The sequence below is a fragment of the Streptomyces sp. T12 genome (assembly GCF_028736035.1).
Classification (GTDB): domain Bacteria; phylum Actinomycetota; class Actinomycetes; order Streptomycetales; family Streptomycetaceae; genus Streptomyces.
The window spans coordinates 864212-880159 of record NZ_CP117866.1 but is presented as its reverse complement, the minus strand read 5'-3'; the positions used below and the strand labels follow the sequence as shown (position 1 = coordinate 880159).

Sequence of the window (15948 nt, the reverse complement as noted above, 5' to 3'; positions counted from 1 at the left end):
CGTCCAGGGCGGACCCGACCCTGGATCCGGATGGTGGCCGGAGGCTACTTGTTCATCCGCGGCCCGGAAGTTACTTCCTGATCTGCGGGTCGGAACCGTTCGCCCCGGGAACAGCGCTCACGAGATCCAGCACCGGCCGCAACCCGTCCGGCCGCTGTGCCGCCGGAAGATGATCCACGAAGTGCACCGCACAGCCCAGGGCCGCAGCTCCACCGTCCGCCCGCCGGTTGTCGCCGACCATCACGACGTCACGCGGATCGGCGTCGAGCTCCGCGCAGGCGGTCGCGAAGATCCGGGGGTCGGGTTTCTGGATGCCGTGCTCGTACGACAGCACGTACGCGTCCACGTAACGATCGAGTCCGTGCTCCCGGAAGACCGGCCGCAGATCCCAGCCGATGTTGCTGACCACCCCGACGCCGATGCCCCGCTCGCGCAGCGTCCCCAGCACCTCGGCGGCGTCGGGGTACGGGTCCCACGCGGCCGGTGCCATGTGGCGGTCGTAGAGCATGTCGTGCAACCGGTCGTCGGGGAGCGGCACATGTCGGGAGAGCCCGGTGTAGGCGGCCCGGTGCAGCTCCGCGCTCTTGTCCCGCACCCCCCAGACGCTCGCGACGTCCTCGGGCAGCCAGGAGGGATCGGTTCCGCCCGGCAGCGCCCCCATCGCCTCCAGCGCCTGCGCCGCCTCGACCAACTCGGCCTCGGCGAACTCCACCTGGGCCTCGGCGAGCGCTCCGCGCAGCCAGGACTCGGTGGACTCGACACGGAAAAGGGTTCCGGAGAAATCGAACAGAACTGCGGTCATGGCGCGGATCCTACGGGGCCGCGTTCCACCGCGCCGGAAGATCGCCGCAACGGCACACGTGGACGGTTCAGCTCTGCAGGCGGGCGTGCACCCGCACCGCCAGCACCACGACCAGCGCGCCCAGCAGCCAGCCGCCGACGACGTCCGTGGCCCAGTGGACGCCGAGCCACACCCGGGTCAGACCGACACCGGCCACGGAGATCACGGCCACGGCGGCGGCCGTACGCCACAGGGCGCGTGCGACGCCGTAGTGGTGCAGGAGCCACAGCAGCAGGCCGCACACGACCGTGGCCGTCATGGCGTGGCCGGAGGGGAAGGAGGCGTAGTGGGCGGAGTCGACGGGGTCGGGCCAGACGGGGCGTGGGCGGTCGACCACGGCCTTCAGGGCCTGCTGGATCACTGTGGCCAGCGCACATGTGGCCACCAGCCATACGGCCGTCCAGCGTGCAGCTCTGCGCCACACCAGCCAGATCGCGACCGCCGCGGACAGGATGCGCATGGTCCACGGATCCCAGACCCAGTCCGTCAGGATGCGGAACGTGTGCGTGACGCCGGTCTCGTCGACCGCCCAGTGGTGTGTGGTCTCGGCGATGTCGCCGTCCAGGGTCATCAGCGGGTACCACCGGACCGCGACCAGGGCGAGCAGCAGCGCGGAGCACAGGGCCAGGGCACCGGCCCAGCGGGCGGTGCCGCGCTCGGCCGGCGGGCGGGGCGGGGACTCGACGGACTGGGTGTGCATACTGCGATCCTCGCCGACCGGTGGGGCGAGAGGCCAATGCGGGGGTGGGTTTGCGACGCCCACCACAGGAGAACACCAGGACCGGCATGACCGGCACCAGCGCGGCCGCCGTCGTCAGTCGCAGCCGTCGGTGCGCCGTGAGCCGGTCCGGGGGAGTAGTTCGACCCAGCGCGAGGGCGGTCGGCAGCCGAAGCGGCAGGAGGCATGTCGTCGGCGGCGACCGAGCACATGGCCGCACACGGCCCCCTCCGCGGAGCCCTGTTTCAGAGGGTCAGCAGCATCGCCACCATCGCGATCCCCATCGACAGTCGGCATGCCCGCGCCAGCTCCGGCCGGTCGCCCCATCCGAGGCCCCCGCCACCCGCGGTGACGGGCACCAGCCGGACGCCGGACAGCAGCACGTACCCCATGAAGTACAGGAGCAGGGCACCCGTCACGAGCGGGACGCCGGAACCGCCGTGCCCGCTCTCGTGCCCGGGTGAGGCGGCCATCGCGACCGCCATGTAGACCATGGCCGAGGCTCCCACCAGGTGGTGCAGGTGGTGTGCGCCCGCCCGCGCCGACCACAGGGCGTGCAGTGCGGCCGCCCCGAACACGGCCGCGTAGGCGGGCCAGGCCCACGACGGCGGAGTGAACACCGCGGCGGGCACCGCCATCGCGGCCATGCCGAAGCCCATCAGCGCCTCGCCGCCCGCGGCCCGGCGCTGCTCCTCGACGTGGCTGCGCATCCGCAGCAGACAGTAGGCCCCGGTCGCCGCACACAGCGCGACCAGCAGCCAGCCGTGCGAAGCCGGTCCGTGCACGCGCACCCTCCCCGCTCGACGGTCTCGGACAGTCCGTCGATGCCCGGGCCGTCCGGCGCGCACGCGAGCGCAAGGGTGTACATGGGGAGCATTCGGCGGAGCACGGCAGGCCGCGGCAGGTCACCGCATGTATTTCACCGCATGTATTTCACAGGTAAAACACTTGCTAAGGTGATGGGTATGAAACTGCTGACGGGTACGAGCACTCGCCTTCCGCTCGCCGGAGTGCTGCGTCTCGGCCGGCCCCCGGAGATCTGGTTCAAGCCCGCCCTGAGCGTGGTCGTCGCCGTCGCCCCGCCCAACCTCGCCCTGCTGGTGCTCGGCCGGCTGGACCTGGCGATGTACACGATGGCCGGGTCCCTGTGCGCGCTCTACGCCCACAACCGGCCCTACGCCGCCCGGGCCCGCGCCCTGGCGTGGGTGGTGCTCGGCATGCTCGGCGGTCTCGCCACCGCACTGGTCGCGGCCTCGCTCACCGCGAGTGCCGTCGTACTGGTCACCGGCGGCTCGCTACTGGCCGCTGTGCAGAAGGTCCTGTGCGACGCGACCCGCATCGGCCCGCCCGGCAACGTGGTCCTCACCTTCATCAGCTCCGCCGCCCTGTTCGCCCCGCAGTCCCTCGCCCAGATCCCCGGCCACCTCGCGCCGGCCGCCGCTGCCGGCGCCTGGGCCTGGCTCGTCGGCATGGCACCCGGCCTGCTGCGACCGCACGGCCCGGAACGCCGGGCCACCGCGGCCGCCCTGGACGCGGTCGCCGCATACGTCGAGACGGCCGGCACCAGAGGTTCCGGCGGCCCGAGCGCCCCGGGCGGCGCTCGGGCCCAGGCCACCGCTGCCACCGCTGCCGCCGCCGTACAGGCCGCCCGCCAGTCGCTGTACTCCGCGGGCCGCCCCGCCGAGACCCGCCGCGCCCTCGAACGCCTCGTCGTCCGCGCCGAGGTCGCCCTCGCCGCCCCGGCCGACGCCGACCCCGGGCTGCTGCGCACCTGGGCCCGGCAGGTGCGCGGCAACCGACCTGTGCCGGAGGTCGACGACGTCGCGGGCCTCGGCGGCGAACTCGCGTCACCGTCCCGCCCGTTGTGGCGCCGCCTCGGCCCCCTGGCCCCGCTCGCCGTACGCACCGCCCTCGGCTGTGCCCTCGCCGGCTACGCCTCCCTCGCCCTGGGGATCGGCCGCCCTTACTGGGCCCTGGTCACCGCGGCATCCCTCTACCAGGCGAACCTCACCCTCACCTGGGGCCGTGGCGTCCAGCGCGTCGTCGGCAACCTGCTCGGCGTCCTCCTCTTCGCCGCGCTGGTCCCCCTCGCCCACACCGGCGAGGTCGCCCTCGTCCTGTGCTGCCTGGCGCTCAACTTCGGCGCCGAGGCGCTGATCGGACGCAACTACTGGCTCGGCAGCGTCTGCGTGACCCCGATGGCGCTGCTCATCACCGAGTTCACCGGCTTCCAGGAGCCCGGGCGGCTGATCACCGAGCGGGTCGTGGACACCCTGGTCGGCGCACTGGTCGGCCTGATCGCCGCCGTGGCCGTACCGGATCGGGCGTGGCAGCGGGTCGTGCGGACCGAGCGAACCGCACCCCGTACGCTCGCGGCTACGGGGCGGAGCCAGGGTCGTCCGCACCCGGACCAGCGCACAGGCAGCGACACGACGGAGGGCGTACGGCCATGACGGCGACCAACGGCGGGCCGACCGGGACGAGACAGGACACGGTGGCCGCCGTGGTCCGGCAGTGGCAGACCGTCCACCCCGACCTCGACACCGCCCCCATGGAGATCATCGGCCGCATCAACCGCTGCGCCGCCCTCCTCCAGCAGGCCGAGGACGCTCCGCTGCGCCGGGCCGGCCTCAGCCGCCCCGAGTTCGACCTGCTCGGCGCGCTGCGCCGCACCGGCCATGAGCTGACCCCCAGTGAACTCGCCCGCGAGACCTTCTCCTCGGGCGCCGCCGTCACCAAACGCCTCAAGCAGCTGACCGAACGCGGCCTGGTGGAGCGCCGCGGCGACACCCGCGACCGCCGCGTCGCCCACGTTCGTCTCACGGACGCGGGCCGGGACCTCGTCGACGGCATCCTGCCCGAGCAACTCGCGTACGAGACGACCGTACTGTCCGGTCTCGACCCGCAAGGGCAGGGCCAACTGGCGGTTCTGCTCGGCGAGTTGCTCGGCCAGCTGGAAGGGCGGCTGGGGGCGCTGCGCGGCTGACCGGAGCGGGGCACGTCACTTCTCGTCGGCCGCCCGGTACACGCCGAACATCGCCCCCTGCGGGTCCCGCAGCACGGCGATGCGCGGTCCGTCGGGGACGGAGGTGGGCTCCATGAGGACGGTGCCGCCCGCCTCCGTGGCGTGCGCGGCCGTCATGTCCACATCGTCCACGGCGAAGTACGGCAGCCAGTGCGCCGGCACCTCGTGCGGGAACTTGTCGTCCATCGTCACCATGCCGCCGAAGTCGGCGCCGTCGATGCCCCACTGCGTGTAGTGCTCGGAGGCGTTGACGCTCCAGCCGAACACCGTCGTGTAGAACTCCACGGCCCGCTCGGGCGCCCTGGTCAGCAGCTCCACCCAGCCCAGCGAGCCGGGCGCGCTGAGCAGCCCCGCGCCGGGGAAGGCCCGTGCCTGCCACAGCTGGAAGGCCGCACCCGTCGGGTCCACGGCGACCGCGAAGCGGCCCACGTCGAACACGTCCATCGGACCGACCAGCACCGAGCCGCCGGCCTCCGTCACCCGCGCGGCGGCGGCGTCCGCGTCCGGCACCGCGAACGATACGTTCCACGCCACCGGCTGCCCCTCCTGGTACAGCGGCGTCAGCGCGGCCACCGCCGCGTCCCCGAGGTGCGCGATCGTGTAGCCGCCCGCCTCCTGGCGGGGGTCGGTCTCGGCGCGCCAGCCGAACAACCCCTCGTAGAACCGCTTCGCCGCGGCCAGGTCGTCGGTCCCGAGCTCGGTCCAGCAGGGCCCGCCGGGCACCGGCTTGTCGAGCTTCATGGCGTTCCTTCCGCAGACAGGCCCCTCCAGCACGCTAAGCCCCGCCCCGGACCCCGGCCATCCGGCGAAACCCCTGGAGCCGGGCGCCGCCACCGCCGTACCCTCGATCCCGTACCGCACCGCATGGCGGCCTCCGACACCGTTCTCCGACCGGAGGTCCCGCATGCCCGCACTCGAGGTGCGCCCCTTGCGTCGCGCCGACCGCGACCAGCTCACCGAACTGATCAACACCCACGTCGCCGCCGTCGTCCCCGGCGTCTCCGTCTCCGTGAACACGGTGCTCAGCGCACTGGAGCGGCAGCCGGACGAGTTCATCACCGACCCCTGGGTGAGCGAGCGCGTGACCCTCGTCGCCGAGCAGCGCGACCACGTCCTGGCCGCCGCCCATCTGCTGCGCTACCGGGCCGATGACGAGGTCGGCCCGGACTACCGGGACATCGGCGAGATCGACTGGTTCGTCTGCCGTCCGCCGGCCTCCTTCCGGCCGGACTCCGACGCGGCCGCGGAGCTGCTGATGAGCGCCTGCCTGACCCGGCTGGCCCGCTGGAACGTGCGCGCCCGGTACGCGAGCGGCGAGCTCCCCGCCCCGGCCGTCTACGGCCTGCCCCGCAGCTGGCCGCACATCCGCGCCGTCTACGAGCGGGCCGGCTTCCGGCACCTCGGGGACACCGAGGTGATCCTGATCGCGCGCGTGGCCGACCTGCCGCCCCACGAACCGCGGCCGGGCGTCACCGTCGACCGCACGCTGGGGGAGTGCGGCACCCGCCTCACGGCGTACGCCGACGGCCGCGCCCTGGGCTTCATCGAGGTCGACACGTCCCTGTCCCGTCCCGAACGCCACAGCCGGGGCACCGGCCTCGCCGACATCGGCAACCTGCACATCGACCCGTCGGCGTACGGCGCGGGCCTGGAGCACCGGCTTCTGGGGCAGGCCGCCGACTGGCTGCGTCTGTGCGGCGTCGAGCGCCTGCTCGCCTACGAGGCGGCGACCGACCGCACGATGATCGACCAGCTGACCTCGGCAGGCTTCCGGGAACTGACCCGTACCGACCGCCGCTGGGAACACCGCCCGGAGTGAGTCAGATCCCCGGCCGGTACCGCAGCGGATGATCCGCCGGCACCTCCACCAGCACGATCCGCGTCCCGTCCGGATCCGCGATCCACATCTCGACCAGCCCCCACGGCTCCTTCACCGGAGGCCGCACGATCTCGACGCCCTGGCCCCGCAGCTCGTCGTGCGCCGCCGCCACGTCCTCGACCTGCAGCCACAGCCGGACGGCCGGGGACGGCGGGGCCTCGGAGCGGCCGGAGACCTCCAGGAAGCCGCCGCCGAGGAAGTACACGGTGCCGCGCTCGGCGCCCGTACCGAACTCCCGGTAGACGGCGAGCCCCAACTGCTCGCCGTAGAAGGCACGGGAGCGCTCGGGGTCGGAGGGGTGGAGGAGGGTCCGTCCGCTCAATACGTGCACCATGCAGCCGGAGCCTAGTCGCGCGTTACGCTCAGCGGTGCCCGAGCCGCGCCCAGAGTGGAGATGCGCACCATGGAAACCGCCGAGACGCCCGCCGCCACCGGACTCACCTTCCGCGACGCCACCGAGGCCGACGTGGACACGCTGGTCGCGCTGATCGAGTCCGCCTACCGCGGGGACGCCAGCCGGGCCGGCTGGACGACGGAGGCGGACATCCTCGAAGGGAAGCGGACCGACCCGGAGGGCGTACTGGCGGTCATCAAGGCCACCGACAGCCGACTGCTGACGGTCGAGCGGGACGGCCAGGTCGTCGCCTGCTGCCAGCTCGAACACCGCGGCGACCACGCCTACTTCGGGATGTTCGCGGTCAGCCCCGTACTCCAGGGCGCCGGCCTCGGCAAGGTGATCATCACGGAGGCGGAGCGGCACGCCCGCGAGACCTGGGGCGCGGCCGAGATGCACATGACCGTGATCTCCGTACGGAACGACCTGATCGCCTGGTACGAGCGGCGCGGCTACCGCCGTACGGGACGGATGACCCCGTACCCGTACGGCGACGAGCCCTCCGGCACCGCACCGCGCGCCGACCTGCAGTTCGAGTTGCTGGTCAAGGAGCTGGCGTGACGTTCATGCGGCTCGTCACGCCGTGAAGCGGCCGGTGCGTTTGATCTCCGGGTAGTCGGTAGTCGCGCCGTCCAGTTGGAGGGCCCGTACGAGACGCAGGTGGTCCTGGGTGTTGACCACCCAGCCGATGATCCTGAGGTTTGCCTTGCGGGCGTGCTCCACGACCTCCAGGGTGAGCCGGCGGACGTTGAGGCAGACGGTCGCGGCGCCGACCGCGACGGCGCGGTCCACGATGTCGGTGCCGTAGCGGCTGGCGATCAGCGCGGTCCGTACCCCCGGCACCAGGCGGGCGATCTCGGCGACCGCGTCGTCGTGGAACGAGGACACCTCGACCCGGGAGAGAAGGTCACGTCCGGTCATCACCTCGGCGAGCGCCCGTGCCGCCGCGACGTCCTTGATCTCGGCCTGGAGCGGCGACTTCACGGCGTCCAGGACCTCTTCGAAGACCGGGACGCGCTCGCCGCGGCCCGCGTCCAGGGCGCGCAGCTCGGCGAGAGTCTTGTCGGCGATCGGGCCGGTGCCGTCGGTCGTGCGGTCCACGTCGGTGTCGTGCATGACGACGAGGGCGCCGTCCTTGCTCAGGTGGAGATCGAGTTCGATGGCGTCGAGGCCGGCCTGCTGGGCGGCGACGAAGGAACGGAGGGTGTTCTCGGGTTCGACACCCATGACTCCGCGGTGACCGATGGTAAGGAAGTTCAAGATTCAACTCGCTTCCGTCGACGGCGGCTCGGCGTGCGCGCAAACCGGAGCGGAGTGTTCGCGCGGCAGTGCCGCAGCCTAGTGGCCCGGGGGCGTGATGAACCCCACGTGTACACGGGGTTTGCGGCTGTGGACGTGGCGTGTCTGGATGGCACGCCTCCGGGCCGTCACCCTGGCGTGGGCGAGTCCCGCGGGGATTGACCGGCCCGGCACGGGCCTGCGCCGACCGGACTGCCGTATGCCCACGCACGGCCGGAGTATGCGCCGTCTTGATGGCCGACAGGAAAAAATGCGGTGACCATGGGGGTGCGCAGGATAATTTCCGGAGGCTCCTCTTGCTGGGAGAAACCTCGTATGTATACGGTCTCCTTACGCGAGGTTCTCCCGTGGAGGATGGGACATGACGGAAATTCTTGTGCAGGCGGCTTCGGGGGACCAGGTTCCTCCCGCGACCAGGGTGGTGGAGCACCCGGCGTGGCCGGTGCTCAAGGATGCCGTGGAACGGATCCGGCCATGGCAGTCCAAGGACGGGGCGATCGACTTCGAGGCCGAGGGTGCACCCGGGCGCGCGGACACCGAGGCCGCCGTACGGCGTGTCGTGGACGCCGTCGAGGAGCTCTCCCCGCTGCTGCCGCACGACGCCGTGTACCACCAGGCCCTGGTGAAGGACCTGAGTCGCTGGGCCGAAGGCGGCTTCGAGGTGCCGGACTTCCTCGACTCGCTGCTGGCCTTCCAGCCCGCCGCGAACCGCGCGGACGGCCTGCAGCACCTGGTCGTCTTCCCGATGTACACGCAGAACGGCAACCCCGACCGCAACCTCGAGGCGGTCGTGCTGCGCATGGTCTGGCCGGACTGGCTGGCCGAGCTGGAGCGCACCCGCTACGACAACCCGCTGTTCTGCGGCATCAAGTTCGAGGACTTCACGGCCGGCTACGACACCAACTCCGCGGTCCTGTTCCCGGAGACCATCGCCGTGCGTGAAGCGCCCGAGCGGTTCAGCTGGGGCGGCATCTTCTGCGACCGCGAGGCCGCCCGCTTCCGCCGCGTCACCGACGCCGCCGTCGACATCCTGGGCCTGGAGCTGCCCGAGGACATCGCCGCGATGGTCCACGACCAGAGGCGCTGCGAAGAGGCATTCGTGCTGTGGGACATGGTCCACGACCGCACCCACAGCCACGGCGACCTGCCGTTCGACCCGTTCATGATCAAGCAGCGCCAGCCGTTCTGGATGTACGGCCTCGAAGAGCTGCGCTGCGACCTCACCGCCTTCAAGGAGGCCGTGAAGCTCCAGGCCGACGGCGTCCCGCAGGCCCGTGACGTGCAGTACGCGGTGCTGTTCGACCGCATGTTCCGCTTCCCGGTCACCGGCGAGCGGGTGCGCAACTACGACGGCCTCGGCGGTCAGCTCCTCTTCGCCTACCTGCACAAGCACGACGTCGTCCGCTGGACCGACAACAAGCTGTTCATCGACTGGCAGCGCGCCCCGCAGGTCACCAACCAGCTGTGCGCCGACATCGAGCAGCTCTACCGCGACGGCATCGACCGCCCGAAGCTCGTCCACTGGTTCGCCGGCTACGAGCTCGTCTCCACCTACCTCGCACCGCACCCGGGATCCCGCTGGGCCAAGGGTCCGGACGCCCTCGATCTGACCCAGCCGCCGCGCAAGCTCGTCGATGACGTGCTTCCGGACGAGTTTCCGCTGAGCATGTTCTATGAGGCCCTGTCCAAGAAGCTGAAGAACGTGATCGCCTCCACCAAGGGCATCACGGCGGACGGCGCCGAGCGGGTCGCCGCGTGAGCGACCGCACCAATACTGCTCAGGAGGCGAAGAAAATGGCGGGGAACGGAGCTCTCAGCGGTGCGGTGATCGCGGTGGCGGGTGCGGGCGGGCCCGCAGGCCGGGCGGCGCTGCTGCGGCTGGCCGAGGCGGGCGCGACCGTCATCGGCTCGGACAACGACCCGGAGCGGCTCGCCGAGGCCGTGGACGCGGCGAGCTACGCGCACGGCGGTGCCACCGTCGTCGGTGACACGGTCGACCTGCTCGACCGGGAGGCGACCCGCGACTGGGCCAACCGGATCGAGAAGGACTTCGGCCGCGTCGACGGCCTGGTCCACCTGGTGGGCGGCTGGCGCGGCAGCGAGACCTTCGTCAAGACGAGCCTCGACGACTGGGACTTCCTTGAACTGCTGCTGATCCGCACCGTGCAGCACACCTCGCTGGCCTTCTTCGAGGGCCTCCAGCGCAGCGAGCGCGGACGGTATGTGCTGATCAGCGCCGCCGGCGCCTCGAAGCCGACCGCGGGCAACGCCTCGTACGCCGCCGCCAAGGCCGCCGCCGAGGCCTGGACGCTCGCGCTGGCCGACGCCTTCCGCAAGGCCGGGGGCCCGGAGGGGCCGACGTCCGCGGCTGCCATCCTGGTGGTGAAGGCGCTGGTGCACGACGCGATGCGCGCCGAGCGACCCCACGCGAAGTTCGCGGGCTTCACGGACGTCAAGGACCTGGCCGACGCCGTCGTCGGCGTCTGGGACAAGCCCGCCCCGGAAGTGAACGGAACCCGCCTGTGGCTGACCGAGAAGCCGTGAACCCTCCGAAGACCGACGCCCGTCGCCATCACGACCCGGACGTCCGCGGTTTCGCCAGTGACAACTACGCCGGCGCCCACCCCGAGGTGCTCGCCGCCCTGGCCCTGGCCAACGGCGGGCACCAGGTCGCGTACGGCGAGGACGACTACACCGTGAACCTCCAGCGGATCGTCCGCAGCCACTTCGGCGCCACCGCCGAGGCGTTCCCGGTGTTCAACGGCACCGGCGCGAACGTCGTCGCGCTCCAGGCGGTCACCGACCGCTGGGGCGCGGTGATCTGCGCCGAGAGCGCGCACATCCACGTCGACGAGGGCGGCGCCCCCGAGCGGATGGGCGGCCTGAAGCTGCTGACCGTGCCCACACCCGACGGCAAGCTGACCCCCGAACTGATCGACAAGCAGGCGTACGGCTGGGAGGACGAGCACCGGGCGATGCCGCAGGTCGTCTCGATCACCCAGAGCACCGAACTCGGCACCCTCTACACGCCGGACGAGATCCGCGCGATCTGCGACCACGCCCACGCGCACGGCATGAAGGTGCACCTGGACGGCTCCCGGATAGCCAACGCGGCCGCTTCCCTGAACGTCCCCATGCGGACGTTCACCAACGCGGTCGGCGTCGACATCCTCTCCCTCGGCGGCACCAAGAACGGCGCCCTGTTCGGCGAGGCGGTCGTCGTCCTCAACCAGGACGCCGTCAGCCACATGAAGCATCTGCGCAAGCTGTCCATGCAGCTCGCCTCCAAGATGCGCTTCGTGTCGGTGCAGTTGGAGGCCCTGCTCGCCAAGGACCTGTGGCTGCGCAACGCCCGCCACGCCAACGAGATGGCCCAGCGGCTGGCCGAGGGCGTCCGCGCCGTGCACGGCGTCGAGATCCTCTACCCCGTGCAGGCCAACGGCGTCTTCGCCAGGCTGCCGCACGACGTGAGCGAGCGGCTGCAGAAGCGGTTCCGGTTCTACTTCTGGGACGAGGCGGCGGGCGTCGTGCGCTGGATGTGCGCCTTCGACACGACCGAGGAGGACGTGGACGCGTTCGTGGCGGCGCTGAAGGAGGAGATGGCGCGCTAGGCCGTCCCCTCCCTCAGCACCTTCAGCACTGCTCAGCCGTTCACGACGATCGCGGCGCTGTTGTTCCGCAGGTTCGGGTCGAACTTCCTGATCTCCAACTCGCTCAGGTCGTTGACGGTGCTGACGGTCACCCGTGCACCGCGTACCACCCGCTCGATCTGCAGCGGGATCTCGAAGGTGTGGGACGCCCCGTCGTGCAGCCAGATGGGCGTCCCGCAGTAGTAGTAGGTCGAGGGGTTCGGATCGTCCGGGTCCGACGACCAGCAGTTGTCCATGTCGAGGACCTTGGTGCCCTCCGGCGCCTGGAACCGCACCACGGCGACCGGCGCGCCCGCGCCCAGGGACGCCACCCACGCCGGGCCGCGGTTGCGGACCGTGACCTGGGCGGTCACCGTGTCGCCGACGGCCCCGCGCACCTTGCTGCCGGTGAGCTTCAGGTCGGCGGTGTTCCTGGCGTCGAGGACGACGGCCCGGTAGTTGTCCGACAGATCGAGGTCGTCCTCCCCGGCAGCGGCCGGCTGCGCCGCCATGGGCCGCAGGTTCAGCTCGGGGCCTGTTCCCGGGGTCCACGTCTCGTCGCCGCGGGCCTCTTCCAGCGCCTCGTCGGAATACGGCAGTACGGAGTGGTCGAACCGTTCGTACAGCGCCTTGCGCCCCACACGAAGCCCGGTCATCAGCTCGTACTGCTCGCCCGGAGCCACCGCCTCGTCCAGCACGCACAGCGCGGACGTACCGGTGGCGTGCTCCCGGTACTCGCAGTTGGAATGCCGCTCCTTGAACCGCAGCCCGTACGACGCGTTGACCCACAGCAGCGTGCGATCCACGGCGCGGTTGCCGGTGTTGCCGACCGTCGCCCGAACCTGGGTGTCCGTGCCGGGCTTGAGGTCGCGCTGGTCCGCGGCCTGGCTGAGCCCGAGGTCCGGGCCGGAGCCCAGGGTGATCCGGGTCTCCGCCGGATATGCCGTCAGCTCTCCCGCGGCGGCCGAGTAGCGCACGTACCCGGACGCGCTGAGGTCGGCGTCCGGCAGGGCGCGGAGTCCGAGCCGGGCCGCCGCCACGCCGCCGTCCTTCCCGGCCGGCATCTCCGGGAAGTCGCAGACGGCCTTGACCGCCGACTCGGGCACGCAGTTCCCGGGCCATGACACTCGCGCGAAGGACGCGAGCTCGCTCGCGTCCACGGTCAGTTGGCCGGCCGGCACACTGTTCTCGATGTTGTCGTGGGTGACCCGCACATCAAGGGTGCGCTCCCGCGTCCCGCCCTCCGCGTCCGGCCCAGGCAGTACCGTCTCGGACGGCACGCTGATCCCCAGCTGGTCGGACGCGGCATACACGGGCCCGGCCCCGACCGCGGCCAGGGCACAGCCGGCCACCGCGGCCCCGAGCAGACGATGCTTCATGACTTCCCCCTTGTCGACGCTCCGTCGGAGGCCGGACCCGCGGCACGGGGGAGGGGTTGTAGCCGGACGTCAGGTTGCGGCGATGTTCAGCCGTTCTCGAGCCGGCATGGCCGCACGAGGGTCGATTCGATGCATACCTATGCGTAGAGCGGAAAGTAAATTGACCGGAGTCCGGGCTGGCATCTACGCTCGGCCACCATGCAGATGATCCAGCAAACCGCTGACCTGTCCGCGTACTTGGCTGCTGACGAGGTGATCGACCATCACCATCCGCTCGTCCGTGAGACAGCTGCCAAGCTCGCCGATGACGTGGCGGACTCGTATGAATATGCGCGGGCGGCGTTCGAGTTCGTGCGGGACACCGTTCCGCACTCACAGGACTCCGGCGATCTCCGCGTCACCTGGCGCGCCTCCGACGTCCTCGAACAGGGCACCGGCATCTGCTACGCCAAGGCCCACGCGCTGACCGCGCTGCTGCGGGCCGAGGACATCCCGACCGCGCTGTGCTACCAGAAGTTCGAGGTGGTACACGGGCTGGTCGCCGTACGGTTCAACGGCGCCTGGCATCGGCAGGATCCGCGGGGCAACAAACCGGGTGTGGACGCCCAGTTCTCACTGGACGGCGAGCGGCTGGCCTTCGAGCCTGATCCGGCGTCCGACGAGATGGACTGTCCGGTCCTGTACGCCGCACCCCACCCGGTCGTGCTCGACACCCTCAAGTCCGCCCTCGACCGGCCACATCTGTGGCAGACACTTCCCACCGCACTCTGAAGTTCAGTCCGGGGGCGCAGATCACGGTCCACCCCTGGCCGGCGGTCCAGCAGCGCTCCCCCAAGGGGCGCGGGACCGTATCGATATGCGGCTCCGCCGCGTGGGCGCGACAAGCCACGATGGCGCCGCAGCCCCCCGACGACACATCGCGGCACCACTCACCCGCGCCACCCAGCGGAGCGCCTAGCGGGCCTCGGCCTCGCGCACCTGCTCCGGCGTCGGTGCCGTACCGCCGAGGTGGGCCGGCATCCACCAGGTGTCGTTGGCGTCCTTCGGGCGCACCGGGTAGGCGCGCTGGGCGGCCTCGAGGAGTTCCTGGACGCGCTCGCGCAGCTGACGGGTGATCGCGCCCGCGTACTTGTCCTTGGACGCCTCGATCGCCTCGCCGACCCGGATCGTGATCGGGATGTGGCTGCGCTTGAAGTTGCGCGGGTGGCCCTTGGTCCACAGCCGCTGGGTGCCCCACACGGCCATCGGGATCAACGGCACGCCGGCTTCCTGGGCCAGCCGCGCGGCGCCCGACTTGAAGCTCTTCAGGGTGAACGACTGCGAGATCGTGGCCTCCGGGAAGACCCCGACGATCTCGCCGGACCTCAGCGAGTCCAGGGCGTGCGCGTACGCCGCCTCGCCCTGCTTGCGGTCCACGGGGATGTGCTTCATGCCGCGCATCAGCGGCCCGGAAATCCTGTGCCGGAAGACGGACTCTTTCGCCATGAAGCGAACAAGACGTTTCTGCGGGAGCGCCGCCAGTCCGTTGAAGACAAAGTCCAGGTAGCTGATGTGGTTGCTCACCAGCACAGCGCCGCCCGAGCGCGGAATGTTCTCCGACCCCTTGCAGTCGATCTTGAGGTCCCACGCCTTGAACAACGTCTGGGCGAAACCGACGACGGGACGGTAGACAAGCTCTGCCATGGACGGGGTGGACCCTTCCTTCTGTGCCTGGGAAGGAAGCTCCCAGTGGAAAGTTACGCAGCCGTAGGTTTACGGCATGTCGCAGATCGTGCCCCAAGAACGGCCGGGGAGCCAGTCCCAGTGCCTGTGAACCGCGAGATCCTCGTCACGTCGACCGTGATCCACCTCGGATTTTGAAGCCGCCTTTACTCCGTGCGCACCGTCACCCGCCGTACGAGCAGGTACATCTCGCACCCCAGGCAGTACCCGAAGACGGCGTTCAGGAAGGCGGCCGCGAGCGCGGCCCCGGTCGCGGCGAGTCCCAGCCAGTCCGGCCCGAGCGTGTACCCGACCAGTCCGAGGCCCGCGAAGACCAGGCCCACCGCCTGTGCGAACCGCGGCGGTTCCGGCGCCTCGAACTCGGTCGGCGGCCCGATCCGGGGACGTACGGCCCTGCGGAACAGCCAGCCGTACGGCGAACGGCCCACCCCGCCCGCCGCGCCCAACGCGAACGCCAGCGTCTGCCAGGCGAGCAGCCAGGCGCTCCCGGTGACCAGAACGACCGCCAGCACCACGGTCGTCACGGCCGCCCCGAAGCGCGGCCCCCTCACATCGATGTCCATGAATCAAGCATTCCGCACCGGACAGGCTTCGGGGAGTCGGGAATCTTTGCAGTCTCGTGAAGGGTTGAGCAGGGTGATGACCGGACTTGTGGTGTGCGTGGTGGTGCTCGTCGCGGCGAGCGCGTACGGAGTGCTGCATCAGCGGCGGAGCGGGAGAGTGCGGGTGCGCGGGCGGGACGACGGAAAGCGGCTCGGGGCGGCCGAGTTGGGTGAGGCGCTGGGTGAGCGCGCCACCCTCGTGCAGTTCTCCAGCACCTTCTGCGCACCCTGCCGGGCCACCCGGCGCGTGCTCGGCGAGGTGGCCGGCATGGTCCCGGGCGTGACCCACGTCGAGATCGACGCCGAGGACAATCTGGACCTCGTACGCCGGCTCGACATCCTCAAGACGCCGACCGTGCTGGTCCTCGACGCCGACGGCAACGTCGTACGGCGGGCCACCGGTCAGCCGCGCAAGGCGGACGTCATCGCCGCGCTGGGTGAAGCGGTCTGAGGGGCCGTG

General features: G+C 71.1%; 18 protein-coding genes. 9 read left to right on the top strand and 9 right to left on the bottom strand.

What is annotated here, in order from left to right; all coding sequences use genetic code 11:
• Positions 1-70 precede the first annotated feature (70 nt).
• The 3 genes from PBV52_RS03905 to PBV52_RS03895 form a co-directional block, all read right to left on the bottom strand.
• On the bottom strand, positions 71-802 hold the full coding sequence (locus tag PBV52_RS03905; protein ID WP_274236855.1) for an HAD family hydrolase: 732 nt from the start codon (positions 800-802) through the stop codon (positions 71-73).
• Between the two features lie 67 nt (positions 803-869).
• On the bottom strand, positions 870-1541 hold the full coding sequence (locus PBV52_RS03900) for a phosphatase PAP2 family protein (protein WP_274236854.1): 672 nt from the start codon (positions 1539-1541) through the stop codon (positions 870-872).
• Between the two features lie 263 nt (positions 1542-1804).
• Positions 1805-2344, bottom strand: coding sequence for a DUF5134 domain-containing protein (locus PBV52_RS03895; RefSeq protein ID WP_274236853.1), 540 nt, complete (start codon positions 2342-2344; stop codon positions 1805-1807).
• 180 nt (positions 2345-2524) lie between these two features.
• Between PBV52_RS03895 and PBV52_RS03890 the strand changes: the two genes are divergently transcribed.
• Together PBV52_RS03890 and PBV52_RS03885 are read left to right on the top strand one after the other, a co-directional pair.
• Entirely contained in the window at positions 2525-4012 is a 1488-nt protein-coding gene (locus PBV52_RS03890; protein WP_274236852.1) for an FUSC family protein, read from the top strand.
• Entirely contained in the window at positions 4009-4545 is a 537-nt protein-coding gene (locus PBV52_RS03885) for a MarR family winged helix-turn-helix transcriptional regulator (protein ID WP_274236851.1), read from the top strand. The genes PBV52_RS03890 and PBV52_RS03885 overlap by 4 nt, the downstream gene beginning before the upstream one ends.
• Positions 4546-4560: 15 nt before the next feature.
• Here the strand turns inward: PBV52_RS03885 and PBV52_RS03880 are convergent, their stop codons facing one another.
• On the bottom strand, positions 4561-5325 hold the full coding sequence (locus PBV52_RS03880; RefSeq protein ID WP_274236850.1) for a VOC family protein: 765 nt from the start codon (positions 5323-5325) through the stop codon (positions 4561-4563).
• A gap of 163 nt (positions 5326-5488) precedes the next feature.
• On the opposite strand from PBV52_RS03880, the gene PBV52_RS03875 reads away from it, so the two are divergent.
• Positions 5489-6403 carry an N-acetyltransferase gene (locus PBV52_RS03875; RefSeq protein ID WP_274236849.1) on the top strand — a complete coding sequence of 305 codons (915 nt, stop codon included), beginning with the start codon at positions 5489-5491 and terminating at the stop codon, positions 6401-6403.
• 1 nt (position 6404) lies between these two features.
• Here the strand turns inward: PBV52_RS03875 and PBV52_RS03870 are convergent, their stop codons facing one another.
• Positions 6405-6797: a VOC family protein gene (locus PBV52_RS03870; protein WP_274236848.1), complete on the bottom strand. Its 393-nt coding sequence runs from the start codon at positions 6795-6797 to the stop codon at positions 6405-6407.
• Between the two features lie 60 nt (positions 6798-6857).
• On the opposite strand from PBV52_RS03870, the gene PBV52_RS03865 reads away from it, so the two are divergent.
• Positions 6858-7418 carry a GNAT family N-acetyltransferase gene (locus PBV52_RS03865; RefSeq protein ID WP_373921823.1) on the top strand — a complete coding sequence of 187 codons (561 nt, stop codon included), beginning with the start codon at positions 6858-6860 and terminating at the stop codon, positions 7416-7418.
• Positions 7419-7433: 15 nt separating this feature from the next.
• On the opposite strand, the gene PBV52_RS03860 is transcribed toward PBV52_RS03865, so the two are convergent.
• Positions 7434-8117, bottom strand: coding sequence for a glycerophosphodiester phosphodiesterase family protein (locus PBV52_RS03860; RefSeq protein WP_274236847.1), 684 nt, complete (start codon positions 8115-8117; stop codon positions 7434-7436).
• 400 nt (positions 8118-8517) lie between these two features.
• Between PBV52_RS03860 and PBV52_RS03855 the strand changes: the two genes are divergently transcribed.
• The 3 genes from PBV52_RS03855 to PBV52_RS03845 are packed head-to-tail and all read left to right on the top strand — an operon-like array spanning position 8518 to position 11767.
• Positions 8518-9915, top strand: coding sequence for a DUF6421 family protein (locus tag PBV52_RS03855; protein WP_274236846.1), 1398 nt, complete (start codon positions 8518-8520; stop codon positions 9913-9915).
• A 35-nt stretch (positions 9916-9950) separates the two neighbouring features.
• Complete coding sequence (locus PBV52_RS03850; protein ID WP_274236845.1) at positions 9951-10700, top strand: SDR family oxidoreductase; 750 nt, start codon at positions 9951-9953, stop codon at positions 10698-10700.
• Entirely contained in the window at positions 10697-11767 is a 1071-nt protein-coding gene (locus PBV52_RS03845; protein ID WP_274236844.1) for a low specificity L-threonine aldolase, read from the top strand. Before PBV52_RS03850 ends, PBV52_RS03845 begins: the two co-directional genes overlap by 4 nt.
• 32 nt (positions 11768-11799) lie before the next feature.
• On the opposite strand, the gene PBV52_RS03840 is transcribed toward PBV52_RS03845, so the two are convergent.
• On the bottom strand, positions 11800-13164 hold the full coding sequence (locus PBV52_RS03840) for a hypothetical protein (protein ID WP_274236843.1): 1365 nt from the start codon (positions 13162-13164) through the stop codon (positions 11800-11802).
• 198 nt (positions 13165-13362) lie between these two features.
• Between PBV52_RS03840 and PBV52_RS03835 the strand changes: the two genes are divergently transcribed.
• Positions 13363-13935 (top strand): transglutaminase family protein, encoded by a 573-nt coding sequence (locus tag PBV52_RS03835; protein WP_274236842.1) that lies wholly within the window; start codon positions 13363-13365, stop codon positions 13933-13935.
• A gap of 183 nt (positions 13936-14118) precedes the next feature.
• Here the strand turns inward: PBV52_RS03835 and PBV52_RS03830 are convergent, their stop codons facing one another.
• Entirely contained in the window at positions 14119-14847 is a 729-nt protein-coding gene (locus PBV52_RS03830; RefSeq protein WP_274236840.1) for a 1-acyl-sn-glycerol-3-phosphate acyltransferase, read from the bottom strand.
• A 185-nt stretch (positions 14848-15032) separates the two neighbouring features.
• Entirely contained in the window at positions 15033-15449 is a 417-nt protein-coding gene (locus tag PBV52_RS03825) for a DUF4395 domain-containing protein (RefSeq protein WP_274236839.1), read from the bottom strand.
• Positions 15450-15525: 76 nt separating this feature from the next.
• Between PBV52_RS03825 and PBV52_RS03820 the strand changes: the two genes are divergently transcribed.
• Entirely contained in the window at positions 15526-15939 is a 414-nt protein-coding gene (locus PBV52_RS03820; RefSeq protein WP_274236838.1) for a thioredoxin family protein, read from the top strand.
• The last annotated feature ends 9 nt before the right edge of the window (positions 15940-15948 follow it).

Bases quoted from the DNA above. Each gene is read 5' to 3' on its own strand.
- PBV52_RS03905 (WP_274236855.1), bottom strand. From the start codon at position 802: ATGACCGCAGTTCTGTTCGATTTCTCCGGAACCCTTTTCCGTGTCGAG.
- PBV52_RS03900 (WP_274236854.1), bottom strand. From the start codon at position 1,541: ATGCACACCCAGTCCGTCGAGTCCCCGCCCCGCCCGCCGGCCGAGCGC.
- PBV52_RS03890 (WP_274236852.1), top strand. From the start codon at position 2,525: ATGAAACTGCTGACGGGTACGAGCACTCGCCTTCCGCTCGCCGGAGTG.
- PBV52_RS03885 (WP_274236851.1), top strand. From the start codon at position 4,009: ATGACGGCGACCAACGGCGGGCCGACCGGGACGAGACAGGACACGGTG.
- PBV52_RS03880 (WP_274236850.1), bottom strand. From the start codon at position 5,325: ATGAAGCTCGACAAGCCGGTGCCCGGCGGGCCCTGCTGGACCGAGCTC.
- PBV52_RS03875 (WP_274236849.1), top strand. From the start codon at position 5,489: ATGCCCGCACTCGAGGTGCGCCCCTTGCGTCGCGCCGACCGCGACCAG.
- PBV52_RS03870 (WP_274236848.1), bottom strand. From the start codon at position 6,797: ATGGTGCACGTATTGAGCGGACGGACCCTCCTCCACCCCTCCGACCCC.
- PBV52_RS03865 (WP_373921823.1), top strand. From the start codon at position 6,858: ATGCGCACCATGGAAACCGCCGAGACGCCCGCCGCCACCGGACTCACC.
- PBV52_RS03855 (WP_274236846.1), top strand. From the start codon at position 8,518: ATGACGGAAATTCTTGTGCAGGCGGCTTCGGGGGACCAGGTTCCTCCC.
- PBV52_RS03850 (WP_274236845.1), top strand. From the start codon at position 9,951: ATGGCGGGGAACGGAGCTCTCAGCGGTGCGGTGATCGCGGTGGCGGGT.
- PBV52_RS03840 (WP_274236843.1), bottom strand. From the start codon at position 13,164: ATGAAGCATCGTCTGCTCGGGGCCGCGGTGGCCGGCTGTGCCCTGGCC.
- PBV52_RS03835 (WP_274236842.1), top strand. From the start codon at position 13,363: ATGCAGATGATCCAGCAAACCGCTGACCTGTCCGCGTACTTGGCTGCT.
- PBV52_RS03830 (WP_274236840.1), bottom strand. From the start codon at position 14,847: ATGGCAGAGCTTGTCTACCGTCCCGTCGTCGGTTTCGCCCAGACGTTG.
- PBV52_RS03825 (WP_274236839.1), bottom strand. From the start codon at position 15,449: ATGGACATCGATGTGAGGGGGCCGCGCTTCGGGGCGGCCGTGACGACC.
- PBV52_RS03820 (WP_274236838.1), top strand. From the start codon at position 15,526: ATGACCGGACTTGTGGTGTGCGTGGTGGTGCTCGTCGCGGCGAGCGCG.